A 25576-nucleotide genomic window follows, 5' to 3' on the forward strand; every position below is an offset into this window, starting at 1 on the left:
AAGATAAAAACAAATTATTGTTATTTATAATATTTTTAATTTTTAGTTTTTAACTATAATGATTACTTATAGGTTTCGATAAGTTATTTTTATAAAAAATAGTGTTTATGACACAGCACAGAAACGATTTAAAACGAGCAAAAATTAGACATGAAATGCTTTTACATTTTTAATTTTTTCATTGAGCTTTTGCATTTCAAGTTGTGCAGTTTGCACTGCCAAATCAGTCAATTTTTCCTTTAATGCCGCGTTATTTCCCTGCGTATAAATTGCGGTAAAGTGAAATGATTTGAGTTGAATCGGCGTATTTAAAATTTCCAAACGACCTTCAACAATTTCTTTCAAAGCAGTCAATCGTGGCACAACTGCTATCCCCAATCCTTGTTCAGCCAAACGTAATAATGTCGCCAAAGAATAACTGGTAATCGACAAAGGCTCATCGACATTTTGTTCTTTCATTTTGGCTTTGAGGTCTTTATATGGATAGGTGATTCGTGGATAGGTCAAAATCGTATGTGACATCAGCTGCCGAAATGACATTTGCCCTATGCCACCTTTAAAAGTAGGTGCAGCCAAAAAGCTTAACTCAAAATCACATAAACTACGTTCTATACATTCAAAAGGGAGCGTTGGACCAAGCAAAAATGCCATATCCAAATCCCCCGTGCGCACGCCTTCTTGTAAATCTGGTGTCAATGCCACCACGATTTCCACCGAAACTTTGGCAAATTCACGTTGAACTTTTTCCATATATTCAACTAACCACGTGTGCACAATCGTTTCAGATACACCAAGGCGAATCGTACCCGTCAAATGCTGATTTTCAGTCAATTCAGCGACCAGATCAGTTTCCAATCGCATAAATTTTTCAGCATATTTAAATAAAGTTAAACCTTTATCGGTTACTTTGATTTGACGAGAACTTCGGTCAAAGACTTTAAAACCTAGATCATTTTCAATCGCTGTGATTTTTTGTGAAATCGCAGGTTGAGTGGTCTGTAATTTGCTGGCTGCCTTATTGAAACTACCCAAAGTCACAACCCAGTAAAAAGCTTCGAGATTTTTGAGGTTCATAGTCAAATCTAGTATTTATTTTTAATAATGTGGTGGCACATTGGTTAATGGATCAAACGGCGCGATTCCGTCAGATAAATCTGCCGATTCGATACGTGTATATAAAAGTTGCATTTTCTTATTTAAATCAGTGATTTCCTGATTTTGTTTGGCGACTTGATCATTTAATTGGTCAACTAAATCATCTAAAAATGCAATTCGCACTTGCAAATCTTCAATGAGTGCGGAAAATGACGCCTGATCATCTATAATACTTTGTTTAGTCATTTAACTCTCCTCATGTGGGATTTTAGGAAACATTATGGCCTATATTACTTTAAGGGATGTCCAACTAGCCTTTGGTGGACCAGCCCTCCTCGATGGCGCAAGCTTTAGTTTGGAGCGTGGCGAGCGAGTGTGTTTAATTGGGCGTAATGGTGAAGGTAAGTCTACTTTACTTAAACTCATTGAGGGAACTTTATTAGCCGATGCAGGTGAAGTTTCCATTCAAAATGGTTTAACTGTTTCTATGTTAGCCCAAGATGTCCCTATGGATCACGGTAAAGTGTTCGATATTGTGGCTGATGGTTCAGGTGAAGCTGCACAAGTTTTAAGAGATTATCATGAAGCAAGCGATGCTTGTGTACTCGGTGATATGCAAGCTTGTGAACGTATGGGTAACTTACAACACAAACTGGATCAACTTGACGGCTGGTCACTCGAAACCAAAGTTAATTCTATTTTAAGCAAAATGGGTCTAGATCCAAATGCTGATTTGGCTGAACTTTCAGGTGGTCGTAAACGTCGTGTATTGTTGGCACGTGCTTTACTGACTTCACCCGATGTGTTGTTACTTGACGAACCGACAAACCATTTGGACGTTGAAAGTATCGAATGGTTAGAAAAATTTTTACTCGATCAAAACAATCTAACCCTGCTCTTTATTTCCCATGACCGTGCCTTTGTCGATGGTGTTGCAACACGCATTGTCGAATTGGATCGTGGTACTTTGCGTAGTTATGAAGGTAACTATTCACGTTATTTAGAATTAAAAGCTCAACAACTTGAAGCAGAAGAAAAACAAAATGCTTTGTTTGATAAACGTCTTGCTGAAGAAGAAGCTTGGATTCGTCAAGGCATCAAAGCACGTCGTACCCGTAACGAAGGTCGTGTTCGTGCCTTGAAAGCATTGCGTGAAGAATCTAAAGCACGTCGTTTCCAACAAGGCAAAGTGAGCATGGCGACTCAAGATGCCAACCGTTCTGGTAAGTTGGTCTTTGAAATCGAACATTTGGGTGTGCAATACGATGAAAAACCACTCATCAAAGATTTCTCTGCCATCGTACTTCGTGGTGATCGTATTGGTTTAGTCGGTGACAATGGTGTCGGTAAAACGACATTGGTCAAAGCCATTTTAGGTGAAATCGAACATACTGGTGATGTAAAAACAGGTACGCAACTTGAAATCGCTTACTTTGACCAATTGCGTAATCAACTTGATTTAGAAAAATCTGTAGCAGCCAATGTCAGCGAAGGCAGTGACTTTGTCGATGTAAATGGTGGTCGTCGTCATATTTACAGCTATTTGCAAGACTTCCTCTTTGCGCCTGAACGTGCGCGTACACCAGTAAAAGCCTTGTCTGGTGGTGAACGTAACCGTGTGCTTTTAGCCAAACTCCTGCTTAAACCATCAAACCTCATCGTTATGGACGAACCGACCAACGACTTGGACATGGTGACATTAGAGCTTCTTGAAGAAATGCTTGCTGATTATAAAGGTACATTACTTCTGATCAGCCATGACCGTGCCTTTATGGACAATGTCGTAACGTCTACTTGGGTGTTTGATGGTAAAGGCAATATTGATGAATATATCGGTGGCTACAAAGACTATCTTGAGCAACGCCCTGACCAAACTGTTGTCGATCAAAAAAGCGATGTAAAAAAAGCCCTTGCAAAAGCCGAAGCTGAAGCCGCTAAAAATGCTGCGTCAGCAACTCAGCCGAAAAAGGTCAAACTCAGCTATAAAGATCAACGTGAACTTGAACAACTTCCTGCTGAAATCGAAGCATTAGAAGAAGAACAAAGTACCTTAAATGACAAATTGGCAGATGGTTCTTGGTTTGTCAGTGATGCTGATGCAGCAACTCAAGCATCACAAAGACTGGCTGAAATAGAAGAGCTTTTACTTGAAAAATTGGAACGTTGGGATGCTCTGGAAGAAATGACCAAAGCGAACTAATACTGTCTTCGCTCTCGCATTTAAACTTACTCCCCTTGTAGTCTGCTACATCGGGAGTTTTTAAATTGTAGATTTACCGTCCCTTCTATTGAGTTTTTTAAGTTTTCGCACATTTTGAGCCATTATAATCGCTCAGCTTTACTGGTCTTGGCATTATTTGCACAAAAAAGTAGCTTGAATTGGGCAATATCTTATGAATATCAAACATTTTACCAACAGCTTATATATCTTTAAGATCTTGAGCTGCGCCATTATTATCGTGATTTTGGCACTACTTTTTGACAGTAACAAAGACACCAATTTCTTTTTATGGGCTTCACTGACTGCATTTTTCACCATCCAATTTGATCTCGATAAAAAAATCAATTTCAACCAAGTCACAGGTAATTTCATTGGTTCAGTCATCGGGATTTTGATTTGGATTGCGATGGACCGAACACCTTTTATACACACTTATAACATCAATCTCGAATACTTTTTCCTGATCTTAGGTATCCTCATCACCACAAGTTTTTGTGTTTTGCTCAAAGCCACAGAATATGTCGGCATTGCACTTTCTAGCTTTTTGATCGTCACTGTTTATGATGTTGGTCACCATTCTATAGACGGGGCATTATTGAGAATTTCCTATTGTTTTATCGGCTGCTTAGTCGCTTATTTGGTGGAATATTTTTATCTTTTGGTCAGCAAAAAAATCAAGCTAAATCAGCCCTCAAAACAATGAAGAAATGATGTATTTCTTAAAATTTATTTAAAAAATTAAAGCCCTTACATAAAGCTATTTTTCACATTATCTTTGTAGCATTTGCACTGATTTTTACTACATTGTATTCATGATCTTTCCACTGATCTTTGTCAATATCTAACTATGGAATCTTCCTCCAAACGGATTCTAAATCCTAAATGTTTTAAGCTCAGTGAGAACGAATATGAAAAAATTAACTTCTGTATTAATGGCTGCTTTTACTTCAATGGCTTTGGCTGGTACAGCAATGGCAGCAACTCCAACACAACAAGTGCCTAAACCTGTAGCGGCTGCTCATCAACAACATGCGGTAGCAGCTCAAAGCAAAACACATGCGACTGAAAAACATGCAGCAAACAAAACACACCAAAAAGCAGCACATCAAGCAGCAGCACCGAAAGCCAAAGCGCATGCAACAAAAGCGACTAGCACACACAAAGCTGAAGCGAAACATGCGACCAAAGAAGCTGCTCCTAAAAAATAAGCTTGCTTAAAATCAATTGAAAACTGCTTCAATTTAGATCATTCACGTTCCACAAAGAGCATTATTTTTCACTAAAATAATGCTCTTTTATATTGGGTATGGCTCAAAAAACTGACATTTTAGAAAAATAAAAAGTTGTATGTGGGATTTTATTATTTAAATAAAAATATAAATATCAAACCATTAAATCACCACGCCTTGTATAAAAATCACACTTGGCATTTATCTTGCAAAAACTCGACAAACACAAAATTAATATAAGGAGTGTTTGCGATGCATAATTCATCAACCACAGATACCTTTGAAGACAAACCCGCTTCAGTCGCAGCAAACGAGACTTTGGAAGATTATACGCTACGTTATGCCCCGCATAGTTTTCGTCGTTGGAGTCCCAAAGTTGTCGCAATCACTGCTTTAGGTGGTATCGCCTATTTGGCCGATTTTTCTATCGGTGCAAGTATCGGCATGACCTATGGTACAACCAATGCTATTTTTTCTATTTTATTTGCAGCAATTATTATTTTTATCACAGGGGTACCGCTCGCATACTATGCTGCTCGCTATAACATCGACCTCGATTTGATCACACGAGGCGCAGGTTTTGGTTATTTTGGTTCAGTGCTGACCAGTATTATTTTTGCCAGTTTTACGTTTATTTTCTTTGCGCTTGAAGGCTCAATCATGGCGCAAGGTTTATTGCTCGGCTTGGGAATTCCACTTTGGGCAGGTTATCTGATTTCCACCATTATGGTGATTCCGCTGGTCATCTATGGCATGAAAGCCTTGAGTACCTTACAAGTTTGGACCACGCCTATTTGGCTGATTTTGATGATCGGACCAGTGGCATATTTGATTCATAAAGAACCTGATTTGGTCAGCCAATTTGCTAGTTTTACTGGAAATACAGGCTATGCGCCGATGGATATGGCTGCAATTATGCTCGGTGCGGGGATCTGCCTTTCATTGATTATGCAAATCGGTGAGCAAATCGATTATCTACGCTTTATGCCTGCAAAAACCAAAGAAAATAGCAAAGCTTGGTGGGCTGCTGTGATTTCTGCCGGTCCGGGTTGGGTGATTTTAGGGGCGATCAAACAAATTATCGGTGCATTTTTAGGCTTTTACTTACTCACAAAAATTCCGGGCGTCAATGCCACTGAACCAGTTCAACAATTCAATGCTGCATTTCATGACATGCTACCGGGTTGGCTTGCGCTCACTTTAGCAGTGATTTTGGTGGTCATTTCCCAAATTAAAATCAACGTCACCAATGCCTATTCGGGATCGCTTGCATGGACCAGTGCCTATACACGCATCAGCAAACATTATCCGGGACGAATTGTATTTGTAATCGTCAATCTGGTGATTGCCCTACTCTTGATGGAAGGCAATATGTTTGCAGTATTAGGCAAAATTTTAGGCTTCTATTCGAACTTTGCGATTGCTTGGGTTGTGGTGGTTGCAACGGATATTTCCATCAATAAATATCTATTAAAACTGTCACCTAAAGAACCTGAATATCGCCGAGACATGCTTTACAACGTCAACCCTGTCGGTATGGTGTCATTCCTTGTCGCTGCTGGACTTTCTATCGCTGCGTTCTTTGGACTTTTAGGAAGTTTCCTCGCGCCTTATTCACCATTAATCGCGTTGATTGTCGGATTCGTTTTAACACCAATCATGGGCATCCTGACCAAAGGAAAATACTATATCAAATCGGAAAATGATGGCATTAAAGAGCCACGTTACGATGCAGAAGGCACACCTGTAGCAACGGTTTATCACTGCGTTTCTTGTAATGAAAATTATGAACGCCCTGACGTTTTGTATTCTCATCAACATCAAGGAGTGATTTGTTCACTGTGTAAAACGATGGAAAAATAATGATCAATATCAATTGATTTATAAAAGTAAAACAAAGGACTTTAAAACAAGAAAATACGATAATAATTTTGGAAATAAGGAAACGACTATTACATCAAGGAAACAGTGCAAAGCTCAGCTCCCTACCAAGGAGCTGTTTTTTTGCCTATAAAAAAAAGCCATGTCTGATGAACATGGCTATAAACTGAGAAATCGTTACTACTGCAGGACGAGTCACGTTTTATTTAACGGTATTCACAATGGTCACTGTTTTCTCCTGTCTTACTGCATCAATACTTCTAAGATTTAGAAGCATCTAACGCATTTGCTACACGGTTTTAAAAAGGATTGAATAGATGTCACGGCCAGTGCGATACCTATTCAACGCTTTAACCTAAATGCGGATATGAACGTTAAAACTATTTTCTCCATACGCATTCTCACTGTGATAAATAGCTAAAATCTCTTGAAACACTGATGTATATAGAATCACTCTGGAGGAAGATTCCATAGGCTTATATTGGCAAATAACAGTGGAAAGATCATGAATACAATGTAGTAAAAAATAGTACAAATGCTATTAAAATATAGAAAAAATAATCATTATGGTAAATGTATAAGGTTTTTTAAATTTCTTTTAAGAATCAGAATTTTCAATATTGCTATAAAAAATAGCCACCCAAATAGTGGCTATTTTTTATGTTATGCAAAAACATTATGCCAATACAATCAAGGCAATCATCGCTGCCAGTCCACCGACTATTTTCTTGCCATAAGGGATATATTGAACAACAAAATGTCCAAATACCAAACCAATCACATAGATCATGGACATTGCAGCAATCATACCTGAAACCAGTGCCAATGCATGTCCTGAATGCCCGAGTTCAGCCCCATGTGCTACACCATGAAAAGTCACCAACAAAGCCGTTGCAATAGGCAAAATGATTTTCGAATTTGAAAATAGTGCAATTCCGACTACAAAAAGTGAAGTACCAATGCCATATTCTGCAAATTGTGCAGGAATCAAGTGAGATTGCCCAATGATAAAGCCAATACTGAGTGCTACGATCATGCCTAAGAGACCGAACATTTTCCAACGCTGAGCAGATGAATACAGCAACACACCCAGTGCAAATGCCATCATCATATGATCGATGCCAGTAAATGGATGCAAGAAGCCTGCCTCAAATCCAGTATGTGTTTGGTCATGACCCGGATGTGCAAATGCTAAAACTGGGATAAAAATACTTGAAGCAATCATTAATTTTTTGAGTAGAGATTTCATCATATTTTCCGTTTATGCTTTAAACAAACCTTGTTTTTCTATAAATAAAATAATTTCCGCCAAGCCATCTTCTGTTTTCATATTTGAAAAAATATAGGGCTTGTCCGCACGCATACGTTTCGCGTCCTGATCCATGACCTCCAAATTTGCACCGACCATAGGCGCTAAATCTGTTTTATTAATAATCAATAAATCTGACTTGGTAATGCCTGGACCACCTTTGCGTGGGATTTTTTCACCACCTGCCACATCAATCACATATAGCGTTAAATCTGATAGTTCAGGACTAAAAGTAGCTGCTAGGTTATCACCACCACTTTCAATAATAATTAGCTCTAAACCCTCAAACTTTTCACATAAATCTTCAATCGCTGCCAAGTTGATTGAAGCATCTTCACGGATGGCTGTATGTGGACAGCCCCCTGTTTCCACGCCAACAATACGATCAGGTGACATGGCTTCGTGACGAGTCAAAAAATTAGAATCTTCTTTGGTATAAATGTCATTGGTCACAACTGCCATATTGTATTTATCACGTAATGCACGACATAAATTTAGCGTAAGCGCAGTTTTCCCCGAACCAACAGGTCCACCAATTCCAACACGTAATGGGCTACGTTCTGACATATTTTATTCCTTATATTGAACTCTAATTCGGAGTTTTTTCAGTCAATTCACATGATATTTCTATCACTTTAAATATTGATCTATCTGCGCCAAACAACAGACCCTAACTAAGACCTAAACAATCTTGAGTATTGTGTTTCATGTTGCATGCTCAGCATGGCATATTGCGGCAAACTACTACTCAGCTGATCATCTTCAAGCAATAAAGCGCGTTCCACAGCATCAGGAATCAAGCCATGCAAATGCCACAAGATTCGTTGCCCGCTCATTTGACCAAGTGGTACGGTTTTCACTGCACTTAAAACCTGATTTTCCAAGACAGTAAAACTATATGCTGCCAATACATCTTGCACATCGAGCGCCATTCGCCCGCAGAGCTCGGCATAGACAGGAACAAATCCAAGCTGTTTTTTCACATGCACTGAAATATTCAAAACATCTTTGATCCAAGCATTGAGTGAAAATGCCAACTGTCTTGATTCGGCTAAAAGCTCTCGGCTTTCACGACTTGCACGATAAAGCTGTGCCCAATGATCAAAAACAACTTCGTCAGCATAGTTTTGCATTAGGCGTTTTAAAATCGGTAGCTCAAACCTAAGCAACAACATTTCAAGCACTTCTTCAAAATATAAAATGCTAGATTTTTCATCCTGAATCATGCCACTTTCAATCGCGCTTTCAACGCCTTGTGAGTAGCAATACGCCCCGACTGGCAAAGCCGTCGAAGATAGCGTTAAAAGCTTGAGCAAATCCACTGCCTTATGTATGGACATGATGTAAAGCCTTGATTGGGCTTAAACGATGATCATGACTATGCTGTGCATAGGCTCCACTTTCAGGTTCAAACGGGTGTTCGACTTCACAAACCTCTAGTCCTAAACCCAATACCATTTCAGCAAGCACATGATCAGGCTCAAAATACAAAGCATCCGGTGTCAGCATCAAAGGTACGTGACGATTGCCCAAGTGATAGGCAGCCTTGAGCAATTCAAATGGATTTTCAGCCCGAACTTGCATCAACTGTTCTGCTTTTGCATCCACTCTGATGATGTCTGCTTGAGCAGTCGCAATAAAAGAACCACTACGCAAAATTCCTGTGCGTGGCAAATCCACGCCAATATCCTCGCCATGATTTAAAGTGGCGCGAAAACGACTTTTTTGACGGGTATCAAAATTTAGCTCGACGATTTGAAAAGGCGTATGCTCTGACACCTGTTCTAATCGTTGGGTAAATATTTTCATGCTGTTCCTTTAGTCGCAGACAATGCATAAAGATAAGCATTTTTTATGCCAAGATGATGAAAGCGTTTGTAAGTTACAAACATTCATCCTAATCACTTAAAGCTCAGTGTCAGATGATTATTTTTGTTTTGAAAAATATATTCATGTTTTGCGATTTTAAAACTTTCAAACAATCCATTTTCATTTTTACCCGCATTCATACGTTCAATTAGGGCATTTCTTTTACTCGATTGATTATTTAGAAATAGATAGATTTTTTTAGTCATCTCAGTATCCAATAAATGCTGATTGATTCGATTTTGCAAATACACATCCAAGCGTTTTACATAATAATCAAGCACAAATTGATCTGGTGAATTTAAAATTTGTTGGAAATTTTCTAGAGTTGCAACTTCATTGCCAAAAGACATCAGCCCTGTTTCTTTTATATATTTTATTTCTAATTGGTCTGTTCGATCAAAAATATCATTTAAAAGCTTGAAATATTTTGAGTGTCCAGCTTGCATTTCTGTTGAATATTTGAAGATAAACTCACGATATAAATCATTGTATGCCATTGATGTAAAATAATAATCTGTAGGATCGAATAACATTTTTTTATTTGGCAAATATACATAAGTCTTGCAATGTTCTGCACAAGTTTTGACTTCCTGCTCTGTGTATTTCTGAGCATCCAAATATCGCTCAAAATATTGATTGGCTTGACTAAAATACTTCGGATCTAAAGTCCACATATATTGGTACAAACTGGCTTCACCAGCTGCATCTATAATAGTATTTAAAAAATAATCTTTAGAAACACCTCCAATATCTTTTTTATATTTTTCAACAAACTGAGTACCAGATATTGAAAACTCTATCGCAGCTAAGGCACATTTTTTATCGTCAATAAAATGAATAAATCCTGAACCAAATATCGAGCTAAGTTGATAAGATTTTATTTGAATCGATATTGGTTGTTTGAGCACTTCATTCAGTGTTTGAAGTGGCGGGTAATCTTCTCCTGCACAACTTTCATTGAGATTTTGACCAAGTGTATTCAGTTCAGATTGCATCATTGGCGTATTTGCATTGCAATAATGGCTCATGAAAATCATTGTTAAAGCTAGAAGATATTTTTTCATTTTTATTGCTCTAATAGATAAAAAACTCAGCATTTCCAATTTGATGATTTAAAATTGCATAGCGAAAATCACGCATTAATTCAGATGATAATTCACGCTTTTGCTCTGTAATCATTTTAAAAAGTTGTAAAAATTGCCCATGACTAAAAACCAATAAATTTTGATTTTGATATTCAGCTTTTAATCCATCTAAACATTCAATCAACGCTTCAACACGCTGATAAAATGCTGCAAATGACTCAGCCCCATCACTTGTCACCAAATCAACCTCAGCACTTTGCCAATAGGCATCAACCCACGGTTTGCGTTCTTCGAGTGTCGTGTTTTTACAACGGATATCTGATAAATACGAAAACTCTTGGATATCCAATATTTCTGCCGAAAGATGATCACGCTGCAATATCGGCTCAGCCGTCAAACGTGTCCGAATAAATGCTGAAATAAAAACCCGATCTGCTTTAGGTAAAAGTTCAGTTAATTTTTGTGCTTGTTGATGCCCTAGATCTGTAAGTGGAATACTGGCATGTGATTCGGTACGACCATTGACGTTGCCGAGGCTTTGGGCATGACGAATGAGGTAAATAGCCATATAAATTAGTTTCCGTTATTTTTAATTTTTAGATACATTTCATATTGTTTTTCATAAAAATTATAATCGTATTGTCTATAACGATAACCAATCATAAAATTTTCAATATTTACATTTTGAGTAATTATCACTATATCATTTGCATGTTCACTTAATTTTCTAAAAGATTTTGAAATTTGATAGTAAATATTATCAGAATATTTTTTATCCAAATGAGAGGCAGAAATAAAATTGAGAAATTTAGGTATAAATACATTAATCAATTCATCATCATTTAGATGAAAAATCATAGTCAGCACCGTTAATATTGAACTTTCATCTAACCGTTTCTGCTCCTTTAAATTTTGAGCTTCAATCAATTTGATCTGATTGAAAATATTAAAAAGCATTTCTCTATCTGCTAAAGATATATGTTCAACTCTTAAATTTCTTTCTACAATTTCTGAAAATGCTGTTTCATAAGCTCTCAAAATCAGAGAATAGTATAGTTTCCGCTTATCAAAAGTATAATTATCATTTTCAAGCACTATTTTTGTATAGCTTGAAGCAAAAGTAAAATCACCATTAGAATCTGTTTCAATATAATGGGATAAATAAGCATTGATTAGTGCAATATTAATATCACCCTGAATTTCATTTTTCATTACATTAAATTGTGTCTTTTCCAAATAAAAAGGTGCATATTCAATAATCATTGAACGCCATTTTGAACTACATTGCGGTATAATTTTTCCCCAAAGAAAATCTGGCGTAAATATTCCTGAAATCTCAATACTGCTAAGTGTATCTGGATTTTTCACAAACTTTTGAAGTACCAATGGGTCTATTAGCTGAAACCATTCTTTCAAATCTTTTTGTTCTTCACATTTTGCTTTTAGTATCTGAAAATCTTGCATAAAATAATTTGCATAAACATTTCGTAGTGGTAAGAAAAAAATGAAAAACATAATTATTGAAGTTAAAATTGTTTTTTGATTCATATAATTACTTCTATTTTTATTAAATAAAAAATCCCACATCATAGTAGGATTTTTATAGTAAAGAAACACTCAAAACAAAAAATATCTTTGTGCCATTGGTAAAACCTCAGCTGGCTCACATGTTAAATGCATACCATCTGCCCGAACCTCATAAGTCTCAGGATGAACCTCCATTACAGGACAATATTGATTATGTTTCATATCTTTTTTACTAATGTTTCTGGTATTTTTTACAGGAGAAATCAACTTTTTCAAATGCAATTTCTCAGCGACACCATCATCAAGTGCGACCTGAGATAAAAAGGTAATACAGGTGTTATGCACACCGCGAGCAAATGCACCAAACATCGGACGATAGTGCACAGGCTGAGGCGTAGGAATAGACGCATTGATATCGCCCATCGGAGCTGCTGCGATCATGCCACCCTTGATGATCATTGAAGGTTTTACCCCAAAAAAAGCGGGCTTCCATAGCACCAAATCAGCAAGCTTTCCTTCCTCAATTGAGCCAACTTCATGACTTAAACCATGTGTGATTGCGGGGTTAATCGTGTATTTAGCAATATAACGCTTCACACGATTATTATCGTGAAATTGATTGTCTCCTTCCAAAGGACCACGCTGGATTTTCATTTTATGGGCAGTTTGCCAAGTCCTTAAGATCACTTCACCCACACGCCCCATTGCCTGAGAGTCTGAAGACATCATGGCAATCGCCCCCAAATCCTGCAAAATATCTTCTGCTGCAATCGTTTCACGGCGAATACGACTTTCTGCAAAGGCAATATCTTCTGCAATAGCAGGATCTAAGTGGTGACAAACCATCAACATATCCAAATGTTCATCAATGGTATTAACTGTGTACGGGCGTGTCGGATTGGTCGAAGATGGCAGCACATTGGCTTGACCAATTGCTTTTAAAATATCTGGTGCATGTCCACCACCCGCACCTTCGGTATGATAAGTATGAATAGTTCGCTGTTTAAAAGCCTCTAAAGTTTCTTCTAAAAATCCACTTTCATTTAAAGTGTCAGTATGAATCGCAACCTGCACATCATATTGATCTGCAACAGTTAAACAGTTATCAATCGCTGCAGGTGTTGAGCCCCAATCTTCATGCAATTTTAGACCAACTACACCCGCTTTAATTTGCTCCACTATCGGTTCAGGCTTGCTGAGATTTCCTTTGCCAAGTAGACCGATATTCATAGGTAAATCATCAATCGCCTGCAGCATCGTAGCTATATGCCAAGGTCCCGGTGTGACAGTTGTTGCAGATGTGCCCGCTGCTGGACCTGTGCCTCCACCAATCATCGTAGTCGTACCTGACATCAATGCTGTTTCCACCTGTTGTGGACATATCCAATGTATATGTGTGTCAATGCCACCTGCTGTTAAGATCTGCCCTTCACCCGCGATCACTTCAGTTGCAGCACCCAATGGAATATCAATATCAGGTTGAATATCAGGATTGCCTGCTTTACCTATTTTCCAAATTCGACCATTTTTAAGTCCAACATCAGCCTTGATAATACCCCACCAATCGACGATAAGCGCATTGGTAATCACAGTATCCGCAACTTCATCTGCCAGTAATTGCGACTGCCCCATACCATCACGAATAACCTTTCCCCCACCAAACTTGACCTCTTCACCATAAGTTGTCAGGTCTTGTTCAACCTCGATAAAAAGCTCGGTATCGGCTAAACGCACACGATCACCGACTGTAGGACCAAACATTTCAGCATAAGCACGGCGTGACATTTTCATAGCAAGAGTCTCTATTTTTAGTGTCTTATAATCAATAAATTTTCTTCATCGGTACGAATCTCAATCCTGCACGATCCGCTACAGGTCCTGTTTGGCTAAAGCCCAAATGTTCATAAACAACTTGTGATTCGCAGTTAGAATTAACAGTGAATTCTGCAATATTTTGCTGTAAGGCTAAATTCTCAACAAAATGCCACAATTTACGCCCTACGCCTTTTCCTTGATTGCTTTTTTTGACAAAGAAATGGACTAAATGTGCAGGTAAAAGATAAGCAATCACACCAATTACAAGACCATCTTTTACTGCAACAAAATAACGTATCCCCTCTTTTTGTAAGACCTTTTTAATCGCTTCTGTTGTGAAATGACTATAACCTTCGTGGGCTATTACAAACTGATGAGTATATGGCTCTATAATCGCTGTAATATCGGATATATCTTCTAAAGTAGCCTCACGTATAAAAAAATCTTGCATCATAGTTTCCCCATAACTCGTCCAGCAAAACCATATACTTCTCTTTTACCAGCCAATGCGACCAACTCGATACTCCGACTTTGTCCGGGTTCAAAACGTATCGCAGTGCCCGCAGCGATATTTAAGCGATAACCTCTGGCTGCTTCACGATCAAATTGCAAAGCATCATTGGCTTCATAAAAATGAAAATGAGAACCCACTTGTACAGGGCGATCGCCAAGGTTTGCCACCGTTATTTTTAGCGTTTGGCGACCAACATTGAGTTCAATATCCGCATCTGGAGTAATGATTTCACCGGGAATCATGGCATTTTTCTCTAATGATTAAACAATGGGTTGATGCACCGTGACCAGTTTTGATCCATCTGGAAATGTCGCTTCAACTTGAACTTCAGCGATCATTTCAGCGATACCATCCATGACATCATCACGACTCAACAGCGTTGTGCCATAGTGCATCAACTCACTCACGGTCATGCCATCTCGTGCGCCTTCCAAAAGTGCTGCGGAAATAAAAGCTACAGCTTCAGGATAATTCAGCTTCAATCCACGCGCTTTTCGACGTTCAGCAACTAAACCTGCGGTGAAAATCAACATTTTGTCTTTTTCAGTCGGATTGAGTTCCATTTTTTGTCCTTATTTGCATCTACTTTTGTTATGCAAAAACTATGCACATTTTGCTTAAATCGACAGGAAAATGGATTTGTAATGTAAAATTTGATTTAAATAAAAGAGTGAGATTTGCTCTCACTTTCAATAAAATGTATATTCTTGAAAAAATGCCATTTATGATTTTTAAATATCCAATATTTTCATAATAAAAATTAATGACTTTAATCATAGATATTTCGATCATCTAACAGCATTTTCTATTAAATTCAAAACTATGTAGCAAAATACATAAATTATTTTGAGCCCATAATATTTAAAATATCTTGCTTCAAGTCCATGCCGTAGCTACATGCTTCATCTTCTAGACCATTTTTACAGCTTTTTTTCAGGACCTCTAAGGCTTTTTTATAGCTTCTTTCTGACTGATCAGCTTCGATAATTTGTTTGGCATACATCGTACAGCCCCATGGATCATCCCAAGCACATGATTTTTCAAATGTTCGGGTAATACATTGTTTCTGATCCAAGCTGATTTTATCTAGAAAATTCAAAGCGCCAGCAGCTCGATTGGTACATGCGGAAGGCACTCCTAACTCACAAGCTCTCTGAAATAATTGTTCAGCAGCAACATATTGCTTTGATTCTTGTACGATTTGGGCTGAAAAATAACATGCATAAGCGTGATTATCTGTGCAGCGCTGATAACAGCCCTTTGCATCTTCACTACAAATCTCAAGTGCCTCAGTATAATTTTGCTTGTCTACAAATGGTTTTTTCGGTGAAGTATCTGCTGGACATTTATCTAAGTTATTTTTAAATATAGAATTATTTGATACAGATGCAGTGATTTGAAAAATTTCCTGTTCAGTTGCGGCATAACCCATCATCGGAATCATGCTGCACAATATCCATAACTTTTTCATATTTGTCCTTTTTATCAAGATGATTTAGTTTTTAAAATTCTACAAATTCAGATTATATTCAAAAAATTCTACAATAAAAATAGCAATTTATGTCCGCCAAATCCTTGGAAATTCTTCATCTAAATCATACCAATAACGACGTAATCGTGCCCGAATTGCAGCGAATGCATCATGACATTGTCGAACATCTTGACCTAAAAAACGTGCACAAATCACATCATCCAATACAGTTAAAGTCACATTTATCTTCATCCGCATCATCAATTCACGGATCAGCTCAACATGCTCATCTAAGTATAAACTCGCTCGATATTTTTCAGGCGCAACAGCCCAAAAGCTTCCCATGACCGCCTGATGATTCATACCTAGACAAGAACTTAGCCAACGATCTCCACCTTGAAAATGCAAACGATCAGCCAGTAATAATTGATTATTTCTAAATAACTTAAAGCTATTTTGATACTGTCCATGTTGAAAAGTTTCATGTCGAGCTTGGCGTCCAAGCACCAACATATCCCATCCGATAAAACTTGAAGTTTGGCTTAAATGAATCAAAGTTTCCGAATTTGCATTTGCACCATTAAAGAGCATGCTTTCTTGGGGTAACCATTCAAAAATTGCGTGATCTTTTACATGAATATAAATGTGTTGAAAAGCCTGTTTACCGTTGCTCTTATACCATTTTCCAGCCCCAGGCGTGGTCACTACAGCATGTGCGCCATCCTCTATCTGGATTTGAAAAGTAAGATGATCTCCACCTGCGATCCCTGCGGGCGGATGAACAATAATCGCATGGCATACCCCAGTTTTTTCGGGCCATAGCATTTTTTGCACCCGAACAGGACCAAAATGTTTCCTGTGAGATAAAATGGTGCGCTTTTCATCCACCCTAAATCCAAGCTCCAATTTTGCAACCCAATACTGTGCATTTTGATCAAGTGGCGATTGAAAAGTGCTATGCATGCAAATCCATTTTAGAAATAAAAACAAACGAGCGAGAACAAAGCAAAAACTGCACCAAGACTTTACATCTTACTATTTTATAATTTATCTATCCCAAATTTTTTCTGTTGGTTTCATTAACCAAAGTGACAATTTGCGCAGTGCACGATCAAAAATAGCATGTTGCAATACAAAACAAGTCAATAAAGACAAGAGCAAACACAGCACAATATTTACAGCAATATGAAAGTGAAAATAAATATATTTTGAAAGCCCAATAACCACAAAACCATGCAATAAATACACGGGCAAGGTATTTCGTCCGAGTTGTACAAAGCGATTTTTTAATAGATGTGCGATCGCAAAAACCGCCACAATTCCAAGGCTAGACAGGATATAAATCCCCAGTCGGATCAAAGAGCCCTGCAGCCAATCAACTTTTAATTGCTGATAACTCAAACTTCCATATAACCAATATGGGCTGATATTTGTGATCACAACCACACTTAAAATCGTGACAAAAATCAGTAATGCAGTTGCTGTGGCATAGCGGAATTGTTGGATCGATTGCATGATTTTTTGACCATAGACTTGCCCCACCACAAAAAAAGGCAAGAAGGTAAAAATTCGCCCCAGTGAATAATCATAATTATTCCACGGTGAAAAACCGATCAACATAGCCAAGAATACTGCGATCAATACTGGATATTTAGTTTTGATCAAATAATGTGTCAACAATGTCCAGCAGATCATCGCAACTAAGTACCATAAAATCCAATACGGTCGTTGTAGCAATGTCCAGTTAAAATGACCTGTCCACAGCGCGTCAAATGCAGGAAAAAGAAATTGAAAAGGAATATATAAAGCGGTGAAGAAAATAATATTTTTTATATAATTTTTATCTTTAAATAACAGCCCTGAAATAAAAATAAATGCAGGCATATGCACAAAATAAATCACAGCAAGCAGTGTATGACTTTCAGGAAAGTTCCAGCCGATCATGCGCTCTAAAAAATGCCCGAATACCACCAAAAAAATCAATAAGGCTTTGCTTGTATCGAGAAAATGATTACGCATGATCAAAAATCAGTAAAAATATCATTCAATTATAGCGCTAAATCCACATTTAAAACGCTATATATCTAACGATCAAAGCCCTAATACTTGGATATCATGACTTTGCGTTTGTTCTAGTAAATGCTGATAAATCTGAAAATTTTCTTTATCAAAACACACAAAATATATTTCTTGCGTATGCGTGCTCTGTTTTAAAAAATCCCGTACCGTTTCGACCGCGATTGCAGCCGCCTGTACTTTAGGAAAACGGTAAACGCCTGTTGAGATATTGGGAAAAGCAATCGAATTGAAATGCTGTTGTTCTGCAAGTTTCAAACTATTTTGATAGGCATTTTTTAATAAATTTTCTTCATGTGCCTGACCATCTTGCCAGATCGGGCCAACGGTATGAATCACGTATTCTGCTGGAAGTTGACCTGCGGTCGTCATCACTGCTTCACCTACCGAGCAACCTCCTTGCTTGGCTCTAATTTCTTGACATTGCTCAAGTATTTCTGCTCCGCCTTTACGATGAATCGCGCCATCTACCCCGCCACCACCCAGCAAAGAGGTATTGGCCGCATTGACAATTGCATCAACTTTTTGTGTGGTGATATCGCCCTGAATTAAGTGAATCGTTTTCATTGTCATTTTCCAAAAAACTTATCGGGTTTGTTCATCTTTTATTTAGATTTTATATCATCCGAGTTTTTAACTTAAAAATCATAACGTGATACACTTTGCCTACATAACCACAAATCGTCCTTTCCAATACGGCTATGAGCAAAAAACAGCACTATATTCCCGGTCAATTTTATTGGTCTTTTCTGCTTCCCAAATTTTGGGGTGTATGGATTGCCATCGTATTTATCATGTTACTTGCGATCCTACCGTGGGCTGTGCAGCATCGTTTAGCAAGTTGGCTCGGCAATTTCGCATTTAATAAACTCAAATCCCGTCGTAAAACCACAATCCGTAATCTTGAAGTGTGTTTTCCCGAATGGACGCCTGAACAGGTGTATGACAATGCTCGCCAAGTCTTTATTGATATGATGATTGGTGTATTTGAAACGTTAAATGCATGGTATAAGCCTAAATGGTTTAAAAATCGTGTAACGATCGAAGGACTTGAACATATTACCAATGCTCAAGCTGCAGGCAAAGGCGTACTACTATTAGGTACGCATAGCACCATGCTCGATGCAGGTGGTTATATTTGCTCACAATATTTTGAGCCTGATGTGGTCTACCGTCCACAAAACAATCCACTTTTGGACATGCTCATTTATCGTTGCCGTGCGACGATTTATGCCAATCAAATCGACCATGATGATATGCGTGGTTTGATTCGCCATTTAAAAGAAGGTCATGCCATTTGGTATAGTCCTGACCAAGATTTTGGTTTAAAACAAGGGATTATGGCACCATTTTTTGGTACGCCTGCTGCAACAGTGACCGCACATCGTCGTTTATTAAAAATTTCAAAAGCAGCGGCTGTGCCTTTATATTTCTATCGTCACGGTGATATTAAAGATCCTCGCTATCATATTTTGATTGAACCCGAAGTTCTGCCTATGCCGAGTGAAGATGAACTCTCTGATGCTACTCGTGTAAATAAAATTATTGAAAATCAGCTTCGTATCGCGCCAACACAATATATGTGGTTCCATCGTCGCTTTAAAACTAGACCTGAAGGTTATGAGAAAATTTATTAATTTTCGATTGCTAAATCACCCTAAATTTTAAGGATTTTTCTCATGAAAGTTATGCAACTTCTTCCAGAACTCAATAGTGGTGGCGTAGAACGTGGTACTTTGGAAATTGCACGCGCTTTGATTGCTGACGGTCATGAGTCTATCGTGGTATCCAATGGTGGGCGCTTGGTCCCCGAGTTAGAATCGGAAGGAACAACCCATGTAAATTTGGCGATTCACAAAAAAGCGCTGTCTAGTCTTTGGCAAATTCGCCCTCTAAGAAAAGTCATCGAACACCATCAACCTGACATCGTACATGTTCGTTCACGTGTTCCTGCATGGCTCACGCATTTTGCTTTAAAAGGTATTGCGGCACATAAACGCCCGCATCTGATCAGCACCGTGCATGGTTTCTACTCAATCAATCGCTATAGTCAGATCATGACTCAGGCTGAGAAAGTCATCGCAGTTTCGGATAGTGTTGTACAATACATTATTGATAATTATAAAAATTGCCCACCAGAAGACATAGTCCGTATTTATCGAGGGATTGATCCCAAAGCATTTCCACATGGCTATCAACCACCTGCACAGTGGTTTTTAAGAACCTATGAAGAATTTCCTCAGTTAGAAAATAAATTTCTGATCTGCCTCCCCGGACGAATTACACGTCTAAAAGGTCATGAAACACTTATTGAATTGATGGAAAAATTAAGCAATAAATACCCTAATCTTCATGCTGTTGTCGTCGGCGGTGCTGATCCTAAAAAGGCAGCTTATCTCGATGAACTTGAACAAAATATTCAAAATAAAAATCTAAGAGATAAAATCACATTTACCAGTCACCGCTCAGATATCCGAGAATGGTTGGCTTTTAGTGATATCGTGCTTTCACTTTCCAATCAAGCGGAAACATTTGGACGTACTGCCCTCGAAGCACTTTCTGTAGGCACACCCGTGATCGGTTGGAAACGTGGCGGTGTCGCTGAGATTTTATCAAAGCTCTATCCACAAGGTTTAATTGATGTCGATGATAAAGTCGCTTTGTTGGCTGCTGTCGAAAAACATATCGAGCAGACTCAAACTGTCGCTCCTGTGACCACTTTTAGCTTAAAAGAAATGTGCGATCAAACTCTGGCATTATATAAACAGTTAACTCAATTCAAATAAGCTGCTGATCATCCACTGCTTGTATTGATTAATAAAATTACCCAATCTCACTCTACTTTTCTAATGATCGAGATGAAAGCAATTGTTTCATCTCGGTCTAATATAAATAAACCCATGAAAAATAAATACAATCGTATGAAATGACTAACAAATGTTCGTAAAATGCTTAGCAGTATACAAAAAAAGAATATTATACTTTTAAAATATTGTTATAAATTGATGGTTCAGTCCATTTAGATTTGATTTTTGAAGTAAGTTAAATATGCATAGCACATCACAATTCGAACCTACAACACAAGAACGCCTAGAGGCAAAATCTTTACCACATGGTTGGGTCTATCGTTTAGATGGCATATATGATGAAAAAACCGAAGTGCCCTCTTCAGCCATCATTGGTGCATGGGAGGTAGACGAAAAAGGCGAAATTATTGAAAAATTTGTTCTAAATCCACAATATATTTTTAAATCAAAATAAGAAACCAATGCATATTTCATATTGATTTGAAGCTTAATGTTTTTTAAAAACAGTCAAATTGGGTTAACATATTTTAAGTATCTACGTATAAAAGTACAAAACTTAATAAAATGGAACCCAATATGTCTAAGTTAGAAGTGAAACCAGAAAATCATAAGATTTTTATATTTAAGAAAATTTTTGAGTTTGAATCAGCAAAGCAACAAGCTGAAAAGAAAAAACTGAATGCTTTTGGCATGTTTGCAAAATTCAATCCACTAAAGCGTCCAACTGATGAAACGGTACTCTTAAAAGAACAAATCTTGCGTTATGAACCTTTTTGGTTTGTCGCAAGTAAACGTATTTTAAACTACACCTGTGCTGTCACTTATCCTATCCCTGTTCACAATCCACATGCTGTTTCACTCTCTATCAAGAATGATCCTTCCCAAAATATCTATCCTGTTGCCAGACAAAATGACAAAACCAAAGTCGACATGCCAGTGATTGAACACTGCCATCGTGTCGTCGAATTTTCAAACTATTTTGATGGTTTAAAACGTGAAGTCAAAACACAGGTTTTTACTGATTATATTAAAAAATTTGGACATAATGAGGTTGAACAAGTCGAACTTGAAAATGTGCTTCAACCCATTCTTTCAGTTGACTCATTGACGAGTATTGTGCGCTCTGAATTGCAAAATCAAGTGATTAATGCATCAAATATTGAAGAAGATTCAGAGGAGATTACTTCACTTTATTTATATTTTAGACCTGTTTATGCCTTTGAATATCATTGGTCTACAGCAGATAAAGTCGGAGTAATTGAGGTCGATGGGCTTACTGGTGAAATCATTGAAAATGGTAATTGGTTTAAAAATACCTTCGACCAAACCTTCACTCGCGACAACCTCATCGAACTCAGTGCAGAATTGGCGAGTACTGTTGTACCTGGTGCTGGAACAGTCGTTAAAATTGCCAACAAAGTGATCACACAATAATCAGGACACTCCCTCGCCTTGGCTCATGGTATCTATAAACCTGTTCACTGCTTAATACGGTTTTTTAGATGCCTTGAGTGATGAGTTGATTATTCATCACTGCATACAAAAAACTATTAAATTTCCGTCATAAATTAGGGTGTGTTGACATTTGCAGTATGGAACTTAACCTACAATGGTAACCAAATAAATATACAAGCAAGAGCGACAGCACTTTGATAATTACGCTTTAGCTTGTCATATCGAGTTGAAATTCCTCTAAATTGTTTTAACCTACAGAATGAATTCTCAACTAAGTGCCTGATTTTATAGATATGCCAATCCATATGATCATTGTTAGACTTAGTGTTTGATTTTCTAGGAATATTTGACTTAGTTTTTGTTTGCTCAATTTGAGTCCTGAAGTTGTCTGAGTCATAACCTTTATCAGCACATAATATTTCTGATTCAGTTAAATCTAATTTTGATACCAGATCAGGGGCTATCTTAATATCATGGGAAGTTCCATCTGAAATAATAAACTCAATGGGATTACCATTAGAATCAACTGCTAAATGTATTTTTGAACTATTACCACCGATACTTTTGGAAATATCTTGATTATTAATACCTGAAGAATGCTGGTGTGCCCGTACGTGGCTACCATCAATAAATATCCATTCTTTATCAGCATGTTTACTAAATAATTTAAAAATATTCATAAACTTATCATTTTTAGACCAACGATTGTATTTCTTAAAGATAGAGTTTGGCTTACCAAATTCTTGAGGTAAATCTCTCCAAGGACAACCTGTTCTGATACGAAATAGAATAGCTTCGATAAAATTTCTTAAATTTAGTTTGAGATAAATATTAAAGTGACGGAAAATAGAAAGTAACTTAGACCAGTGTTGATCATTCAGCATTGTACGAGGCATAGCGGGGGTAAAATTGGGTTTGGCGATTTAATTTTACTATCTCGCTATTTTTTTAGGCAACAAATGTCAACAGACCCTAAAAAATGATCAGGTATTTGAGTGAAAAGTATCATACGATCACTTTTGCCATGAGTAATTTAACTTACTTTGCGTAGATAATCTTTTTTACTTTGTTTTCGGACAAATGAGAAATATATTTCGCAAGAAAACCATTTATCGAACAAATGGGCATACATCCTGAGCAATTTTTAAAGCACTGCTTTAAAAAATGCGGAACGCCCTAGACCAACGGACGGCATCCTGCCTTAATTTCAAATTTTATTCCGTTTTAAAGCAAAATGCTTAGAGTATAAATTTGAGCAAAAAACAACTTATGTAAAACCTACTATCATTTTATTTTAAATATATTTTTTATAGTAGATATTGATACCCACCAGCCTAACCGTGGCATTCTATCTTGTCACAATAACGTATCAAGCACATTAAAAATCACTCAGCAATTGAGCATAATCCTCCACATAAAACTGTGCCTTTTGTTTGATTTGCTCAAGTTCATGTTGAGAATATTGATCATATACAGCCACGACATCGATACCCGCATTGACCGCCGCTTCTACCCCGATCAAAGAGTCCTCAAAGATTAAACACTCTGATCTATTCAGCTCAAAATGTTGCATCGCTTTGAGATACATTTCAGGATGAGGTTTGATATTTTCAACATCTTCACGAGTTAAGACCAACGAAAATAATTCATCAATATTCATTTTTTGGTTAATCTTCACGTTATTTTTACGATAACGATTCACGTTATTTATACTGGTGGTTGTAGTCAATGCCAAGATAAAGCCTTGCTGTTTTAACGCATATAAAAACTCAGCAACAGTAGGTTTTAGATCTATCACCTGATCTAAAAAATAATGAGATATTTCATAACGCTGCTGCTTGATCTGCTCGGGACTAAGCAACATTTCATATTTTTCTTTTAAATAAGCACAGTACTGCAAGTATGGATCAGCATAAGTTTTATAATGTTTTAGACTCTGATCACGTTCTGCTTGGATTTGAAATAAATCCACTTTTTTTGCACTCAACTGCTCGATCAGCGCAGCATCAACTTGATTCCAGACTCCAACCGAATCAATCAAGGTTCCATCTAAATCAAAACAAATTAATTTCTTTTGCTCGAACATACGAAAACCTGATGAAAGAATGAATTGCTGTATTGTATAAATTTTTTAGCTTAAACTAAACTCAAGTAGCCGAATTTTCACCAGCCATTTCAGATAGTTTTCAGGTTTTAGTACTATTCTAAAATTTAAGTGCCTATTTAATACTTGATTCTTTTGCTCAGGAAATCAAAAAAATAATCCTTTTTTTGTAAAAATATTATTTGTTACTCATTAGTTTTTCTAAAATAAATCAAAACACTCAACTTTATTTTTTGTCTATAGATTCCCCGATTTTCCTGAAATATTGAACATCTAAAAGATATATTTAAAAAACATTTTATTGAAACTTAAAGTAGCCAAACTTCACAATATAATTATTCTTAGAAAATGATTGAAAATTGCTGTTTTTTTGCACATTTTGTTGTGTTTTTACACAATCTCTCCATATTTACTTTTAGTTGAAAAGTGTTGTATCTTTTCCTTGTACCATTTATTTATTGGACAGTAATTCAATACATAAAGGGTATACAAAGGGTTAATTCGATTTTTTTGAATTATCATAAAATTTAACAACGTACCCGTAAATAATCGATTATGAAAACTTCAGTCCTTGCTCTATCAGTTTGTGCTTTAGTCTGTTCATCAAGTTTTAGTTTTGCTGCGAATCAAGATACAACGCAGTTTAATATTAAAATTACGATCAAAGAAACTTGCAATATTTCTTCGCAAGAAGCTTCTGACATTGATTTTGGAAGCATCAATCGCTCCTCTAGCGATGTATCGGCACAAGGTAATTTAAATGTGACCTGTACAAGCGGAACACCTTATAACATCGCACTGAAAAGTAATCGTGTGATGTCAAATAGTCTATCGAGTAGCTCAAGCATTCCGTATATGCTTTATCAAGATTCTGCCCAAAATGTTGTTTGGGGCACAGATTCAAGTAGCGCATATACGAATACTGGCAATGGCTCAACTCAGCAAATCGGCGTTTGGGGTAAAGTATTTAGTCAAAATACCAATGTTCCTGCAGGCAGTTATGCTGACACCGTTACAGCCGTCATTAGTTATTAATTTTATATAAAATTCATAAAAAAATTCCTGTGAATCATAAAATATTCACAGGAATTTTTATCGTACATATTATAAATTGGGTC

The 25576-nt window shown here is 37.1% G+C and carries 28 protein-coding genes; 9 read left to right on the forward strand and 19 right to left on the reverse strand.

Annotation, left to right across the window (positions count from 1 at the left end; genetic code table 11):
* Window positions 1-144 precede the first annotated feature (144 nt).
* The gene (mumR, locus tag F960_RS01335) at window positions 145-1074 is read right to left on the reverse strand and encodes a LysR family transcriptional regulator MumR (RefSeq protein WP_004855198.1); all 930 of its coding nucleotides are present in this window, start codon (window positions 1072-1074) and stop codon (window positions 145-147) included.
* 21 nt (window positions 1075-1095) lie between these two features.
* Window positions 1096-1341: a SlyX family protein gene (locus F960_RS01340; protein WP_004855201.1), complete on the reverse strand. Its 246-nt coding sequence runs from the start codon at window positions 1339-1341 to the stop codon at window positions 1096-1098.
* Between the two features lie 34 nt (window positions 1342-1375).
* Here F960_RS01340 and abc-f point away from each other — a divergent pair, with 34 nt between their 5' ends.
* From abc-f to F960_RS01360, 4 genes are all read left to right on the forward strand, one after another.
* Window positions 1376-3295 (forward strand): ribosomal protection-like ABC-F family protein, encoded by a 1920-nt coding sequence (gene abc-f, locus F960_RS01345; RefSeq protein ID WP_004855202.1) that lies wholly within the window; start codon window positions 1376-1378, stop codon window positions 3293-3295.
* A gap of 193 nt (window positions 3296-3488) precedes the next feature.
* Entirely contained in the window at window positions 3489-4019 is a 531-nt protein-coding gene (locus F960_RS01350) for an aromatic acid exporter family protein (RefSeq protein ID WP_004855205.1), read from the forward strand.
* Between the two features lie 205 nt (window positions 4020-4224).
* On the forward strand, window positions 4225-4524 hold the full coding sequence (locus F960_RS01355) for a hypothetical protein (protein WP_004855207.1): 300 nt from the start codon (window positions 4225-4227) through the stop codon (window positions 4522-4524).
* Between the two features lie 273 nt (window positions 4525-4797).
* The gene (locus tag F960_RS01360) at window positions 4798-6408 is read left to right on the forward strand and encodes a purine-cytosine permease family protein (RefSeq protein ID WP_004855210.1); all 1611 of its coding nucleotides are present in this window, start codon (window positions 4798-4800) and stop codon (window positions 6406-6408) included.
* A 694-nt stretch (window positions 6409-7102) separates the two neighbouring features.
* Here F960_RS01360 and F960_RS01365 read toward each other — a convergent pair.
* The 15 genes from F960_RS01365 to F960_RS01435 form a co-directional block, all read right to left on the reverse strand.
* Entirely contained in the window at window positions 7103-7675 is a 573-nt protein-coding gene (locus F960_RS01365) for a HupE/UreJ family protein (protein ID WP_004855214.1), read from the reverse strand.
* A gap of 12 nt (window positions 7676-7687) precedes the next feature.
* Window positions 7688-8302: an urease accessory protein UreG gene (ureG, locus tag F960_RS01370; protein ID WP_004855218.1), complete on the reverse strand. Its 615-nt coding sequence runs from the start codon at window positions 8300-8302 to the stop codon at window positions 7688-7690.
* 107 nt (window positions 8303-8409) lie between these two features.
* Complete coding sequence (locus F960_RS01375) at window positions 8410-9075, reverse strand: urease accessory protein UreF (RefSeq protein ID WP_004855220.1); 666 nt, start codon at window positions 9073-9075, stop codon at window positions 8410-8412.
* On the reverse strand, window positions 9062-9544 hold the full coding sequence (ureE, locus tag F960_RS01380) for an urease accessory protein UreE (RefSeq protein ID WP_004855224.1): 483 nt from the start codon (window positions 9542-9544) through the stop codon (window positions 9062-9064). Before ureE ends, F960_RS01375 begins: the two co-directional genes overlap by 14 nt.
* A gap of 92 nt (window positions 9545-9636) precedes the next feature.
* Window positions 9637-10632: a hypothetical protein gene (locus tag F960_RS01385; protein WP_020846792.1), complete on the reverse strand. Its 996-nt coding sequence runs from the start codon at window positions 10630-10632 to the stop codon at window positions 9637-9639.
* Window positions 10633-10678: 46 nt separating this feature from the next.
* Window positions 10679-11257: a histidine phosphatase family protein gene (locus F960_RS01390; protein ID WP_004855233.1), complete on the reverse strand. Its 579-nt coding sequence runs from the start codon at window positions 11255-11257 to the stop codon at window positions 10679-10681.
* 5 nt (window positions 11258-11262) lie between these two features.
* The gene (locus F960_RS01395) at window positions 11263-12237 is read right to left on the reverse strand and encodes a hypothetical protein (protein WP_020846793.1); all 975 of its coding nucleotides are present in this window, start codon (window positions 12235-12237) and stop codon (window positions 11263-11265) included.
* Between the two features lie 69 nt (window positions 12238-12306).
* Window positions 12307-14007 carry an urease subunit alpha gene (ureC, locus tag F960_RS01400; protein ID WP_004855239.1) on the reverse strand — a complete coding sequence of 567 codons (1701 nt, stop codon included), beginning with the start codon at window positions 14005-14007 and terminating at the stop codon, window positions 12307-12309.
* Window positions 14008-14038: 31 nt separating this feature from the next.
* On the reverse strand, window positions 14039-14485 hold the full coding sequence (locus tag F960_RS01405) for a GNAT family N-acetyltransferase (protein WP_035373422.1): 447 nt from the start codon (window positions 14483-14485) through the stop codon (window positions 14039-14041).
* Window positions 14482-14787 carry an urease subunit beta gene (locus F960_RS01410; RefSeq protein WP_004855243.1) on the reverse strand — a complete coding sequence of 102 codons (306 nt, stop codon included), beginning with the start codon at window positions 14785-14787 and terminating at the stop codon, window positions 14482-14484. Before F960_RS01410 ends, F960_RS01405 begins: the two co-directional genes overlap by 4 nt.
* Before the next feature lie 18 nt (window positions 14788-14805).
* Window positions 14806-15108, reverse strand: coding sequence for an urease subunit gamma (gene ureA / locus F960_RS01415; protein WP_004855246.1), 303 nt, complete (start codon window positions 15106-15108; stop codon window positions 14806-14808).
* Window positions 15109-15386: 278 nt separating this feature from the next.
* Complete coding sequence (locus F960_RS21405; protein WP_004855249.1) at window positions 15387-16016, reverse strand: SEL1-like repeat protein; 630 nt, start codon at window positions 16014-16016, stop codon at window positions 15387-15389.
* Window positions 16017-16103: 87 nt separating this feature from the next.
* Window positions 16104-16979, reverse strand: a complete 876-nt coding sequence (locus tag F960_RS01425) for an urease accessory protein UreD (protein ID WP_004855252.1) — start codon at window positions 16977-16979, stop codon at window positions 16104-16106.
* 84 nt (window positions 16980-17063) lie between these two features.
* Entirely contained in the window at window positions 17064-18035 is a 972-nt protein-coding gene (locus F960_RS01430) for an acyltransferase family protein (protein WP_004855255.1), read from the reverse strand.
* Between the two features lie 72 nt (window positions 18036-18107).
* On the reverse strand, window positions 18108-18659 hold the full coding sequence (locus F960_RS01435; RefSeq protein WP_004855257.1) for an O-acetyl-ADP-ribose deacetylase: 552 nt from the start codon (window positions 18657-18659) through the stop codon (window positions 18108-18110).
* A 134-nt stretch (window positions 18660-18793) separates the two neighbouring features.
* Here F960_RS01435 and F960_RS01440 point away from each other — a divergent pair, with 134 nt between their 5' ends.
* The 4 genes from F960_RS01440 to F960_RS01455 all read left to right on the forward strand — a co-directional run bounded on the left by F960_RS01440 (window position 18794) and on the right by F960_RS01455 (window position 22333).
* Window positions 18794-19729, forward strand: a complete 936-nt coding sequence (locus F960_RS01440) for an LpxL/LpxP family acyltransferase (protein ID WP_004855260.1) — start codon at window positions 18794-18796, stop codon at window positions 19727-19729.
* Window positions 19730-19771: 42 nt separating this feature from the next.
* Entirely contained in the window at window positions 19772-20878 is a 1107-nt protein-coding gene (locus F960_RS01445) for a glycosyltransferase family 4 protein (protein ID WP_004855264.1), read from the forward strand.
* A 262-nt stretch (window positions 20879-21140) separates the two neighbouring features.
* Window positions 21141-21353, forward strand: coding sequence for a hypothetical protein (locus F960_RS01450; RefSeq protein WP_004855266.1), 213 nt, complete (start codon window positions 21141-21143; stop codon window positions 21351-21353).
* 122 nt (window positions 21354-21475) lie between these two features.
* Window positions 21476-22333, forward strand: a complete 858-nt coding sequence (locus tag F960_RS01455; RefSeq protein WP_004855269.1) for a hypothetical protein — start codon at window positions 21476-21478, stop codon at window positions 22331-22333.
* A 170-nt stretch (window positions 22334-22503) separates the two neighbouring features.
* Here the strand turns inward: F960_RS01455 and F960_RS01460 are convergent, their stop codons facing one another.
* Both F960_RS01460 and F960_RS01465 read right to left on the reverse strand, forming a co-directional pair.
* Window positions 22504-23250, reverse strand: a complete 747-nt coding sequence (locus F960_RS01460; RefSeq protein ID WP_004855273.1) for an IS5 family transposase — start codon at window positions 23248-23250, stop codon at window positions 22504-22506.
* 482 nt (window positions 23251-23732) lie between these two features.
* Window positions 23733-24440, reverse strand: a complete 708-nt coding sequence (locus F960_RS01465) for an HAD family hydrolase (protein ID WP_004855275.1) — start codon at window positions 24438-24440, stop codon at window positions 23733-23735.
* Between the two features lie 573 nt (window positions 24441-25013).
* Here F960_RS01465 and F960_RS01470 point away from each other — a divergent pair.
* Window positions 25014-25493 (forward strand): Csu type fimbrial protein, encoded by a 480-nt coding sequence (locus F960_RS01470; RefSeq protein ID WP_004855279.1) that lies wholly within the window; start codon window positions 25014-25016, stop codon window positions 25491-25493.
* Window positions 25494-25576: the final 83 nt, after the last annotated feature.

This window comes from Acinetobacter gerneri DSM 14967 = CIP 107464 = MTCC 9824, from assembly GCF_000368565.1.
Lineage (GTDB): Bacteria > Pseudomonadota > Gammaproteobacteria > Pseudomonadales > Moraxellaceae > Acinetobacter > Acinetobacter gerneri.

Coding starts and splice junctions, on each gene's coding strand:
- mumR (WP_004855198.1), bottom strand. CDS start 1,074: ATGAACCTCAAAAATCTCGAAGCTTTTTACTGGGTTGTGACTTTGGGT.
- F960_RS01340 (WP_004855201.1), bottom strand. CDS start 1,341: ATGACTAAACAAAGTATTATAGATGATCAGGCGTCATTTTCCGCACTC.
- abc-f (WP_004855202.1), top strand. CDS start 1,376: ATGGCCTATATTACTTTAAGGGATGTCCAACTAGCCTTTGGTGGACCA.
- F960_RS01350 (WP_004855205.1), top strand. CDS start 3,489: ATGAATATCAAACATTTTACCAACAGCTTATATATCTTTAAGATCTTG.
- F960_RS01355 (WP_004855207.1), top strand. CDS start 4,225: ATGAAAAAATTAACTTCTGTATTAATGGCTGCTTTTACTTCAATGGCT.
- F960_RS01360 (WP_004855210.1), top strand. CDS start 4,798: ATGCATAATTCATCAACCACAGATACCTTTGAAGACAAACCCGCTTCA.
- F960_RS01365 (WP_004855214.1), bottom strand. CDS start 7,675: ATGAAATCTCTACTCAAAAAATTAATGATTGCTTCAAGTATTTTTATC.
- ureG (WP_004855218.1), bottom strand. CDS start 8,302: ATGTCAGAACGTAGCCCATTACGTGTTGGAATTGGTGGACCTGTTGGT.
- F960_RS01375 (WP_004855220.1), bottom strand. CDS start 9,075: ATGTCCATACATAAGGCAGTGGATTTGCTCAAGCTTTTAACGCTATCT.
- ureE (WP_004855224.1), bottom strand. CDS start 9,544: ATGAAAATATTTACCCAACGATTAGAACAGGTGTCAGAGCATACGCCT.
- F960_RS01385 (WP_020846792.1), bottom strand. CDS start 10,632: ATGAGCCATTATTGCAATGCAAATACGCCAATGATGCAATCTGAACTG.
- F960_RS01390 (WP_004855233.1), bottom strand. CDS start 11,257: ATGGCTATTTACCTCATTCGTCATGCCCAAAGCCTCGGCAACGTCAAT.
- F960_RS01395 (WP_020846793.1), bottom strand. CDS start 12,237: ATGAATCAAAAAACAATTTTAACTTCAATAATTATGTTTTTCATTTTT.
- ureC (WP_004855239.1), bottom strand. CDS start 14,007: ATGAAAATGTCACGCCGTGCTTATGCTGAAATGTTTGGTCCTACAGTC.
- F960_RS01405 (WP_035373422.1), bottom strand. CDS start 14,485: ATGATGCAAGATTTTTTTATACGTGAGGCTACTTTAGAAGATATATCC.
- F960_RS01410 (WP_004855243.1), bottom strand. CDS start 14,787: ATGATTCCCGGTGAAATCATTACTCCAGATGCGGATATTGAACTCAAT.
- ureA (WP_004855246.1), bottom strand. CDS start 15,108: ATGGAACTCAATCCGACTGAAAAAGACAAAATGTTGATTTTCACCGCA.
- F960_RS21405 (WP_004855249.1), bottom strand. CDS start 16,016: ATGAAAAAGTTATGGATATTGTGCAGCATGATTCCGATGATGGGTTAT.
- F960_RS01425 (WP_004855252.1), bottom strand. CDS start 16,979: ATGCATAGCACTTTTCAATCGCCACTTGATCAAAATGCACAGTATTGG.
- F960_RS01430 (WP_004855255.1), bottom strand. CDS start 18,035: ATGCGTAATCATTTTCTCGATACAAGCAAAGCCTTATTGATTTTTTTG.
- F960_RS01435 (WP_004855257.1), bottom strand. CDS start 18,659: ATGAAAACGATTCACTTAATTCAGGGCGATATCACCACACAAAAAGTT.
- F960_RS01440 (WP_004855260.1), top strand. CDS start 18,794: ATGAGCAAAAAACAGCACTATATTCCCGGTCAATTTTATTGGTCTTTT.
- F960_RS01445 (WP_004855264.1), top strand. CDS start 19,772: ATGAAAGTTATGCAACTTCTTCCAGAACTCAATAGTGGTGGCGTAGAA.
- F960_RS01450 (WP_004855266.1), top strand. CDS start 21,141: ATGCATAGCACATCACAATTCGAACCTACAACACAAGAACGCCTAGAG.
- F960_RS01455 (WP_004855269.1), top strand. CDS start 21,476: ATGTCTAAGTTAGAAGTGAAACCAGAAAATCATAAGATTTTTATATTT.
- F960_RS01460 (WP_004855273.1), bottom strand. CDS start 23,250: ATGCCTCGTACAATGCTGAATGATCAACACTGGTCTAAGTTACTTTCT.
- F960_RS01465 (WP_004855275.1), bottom strand. CDS start 24,440: ATGTTCGAGCAAAAGAAATTAATTTGTTTTGATTTAGATGGAACCTTG.
- F960_RS01470 (WP_004855279.1), top strand. CDS start 25,014: ATGAAAACTTCAGTCCTTGCTCTATCAGTTTGTGCTTTAGTCTGTTCA.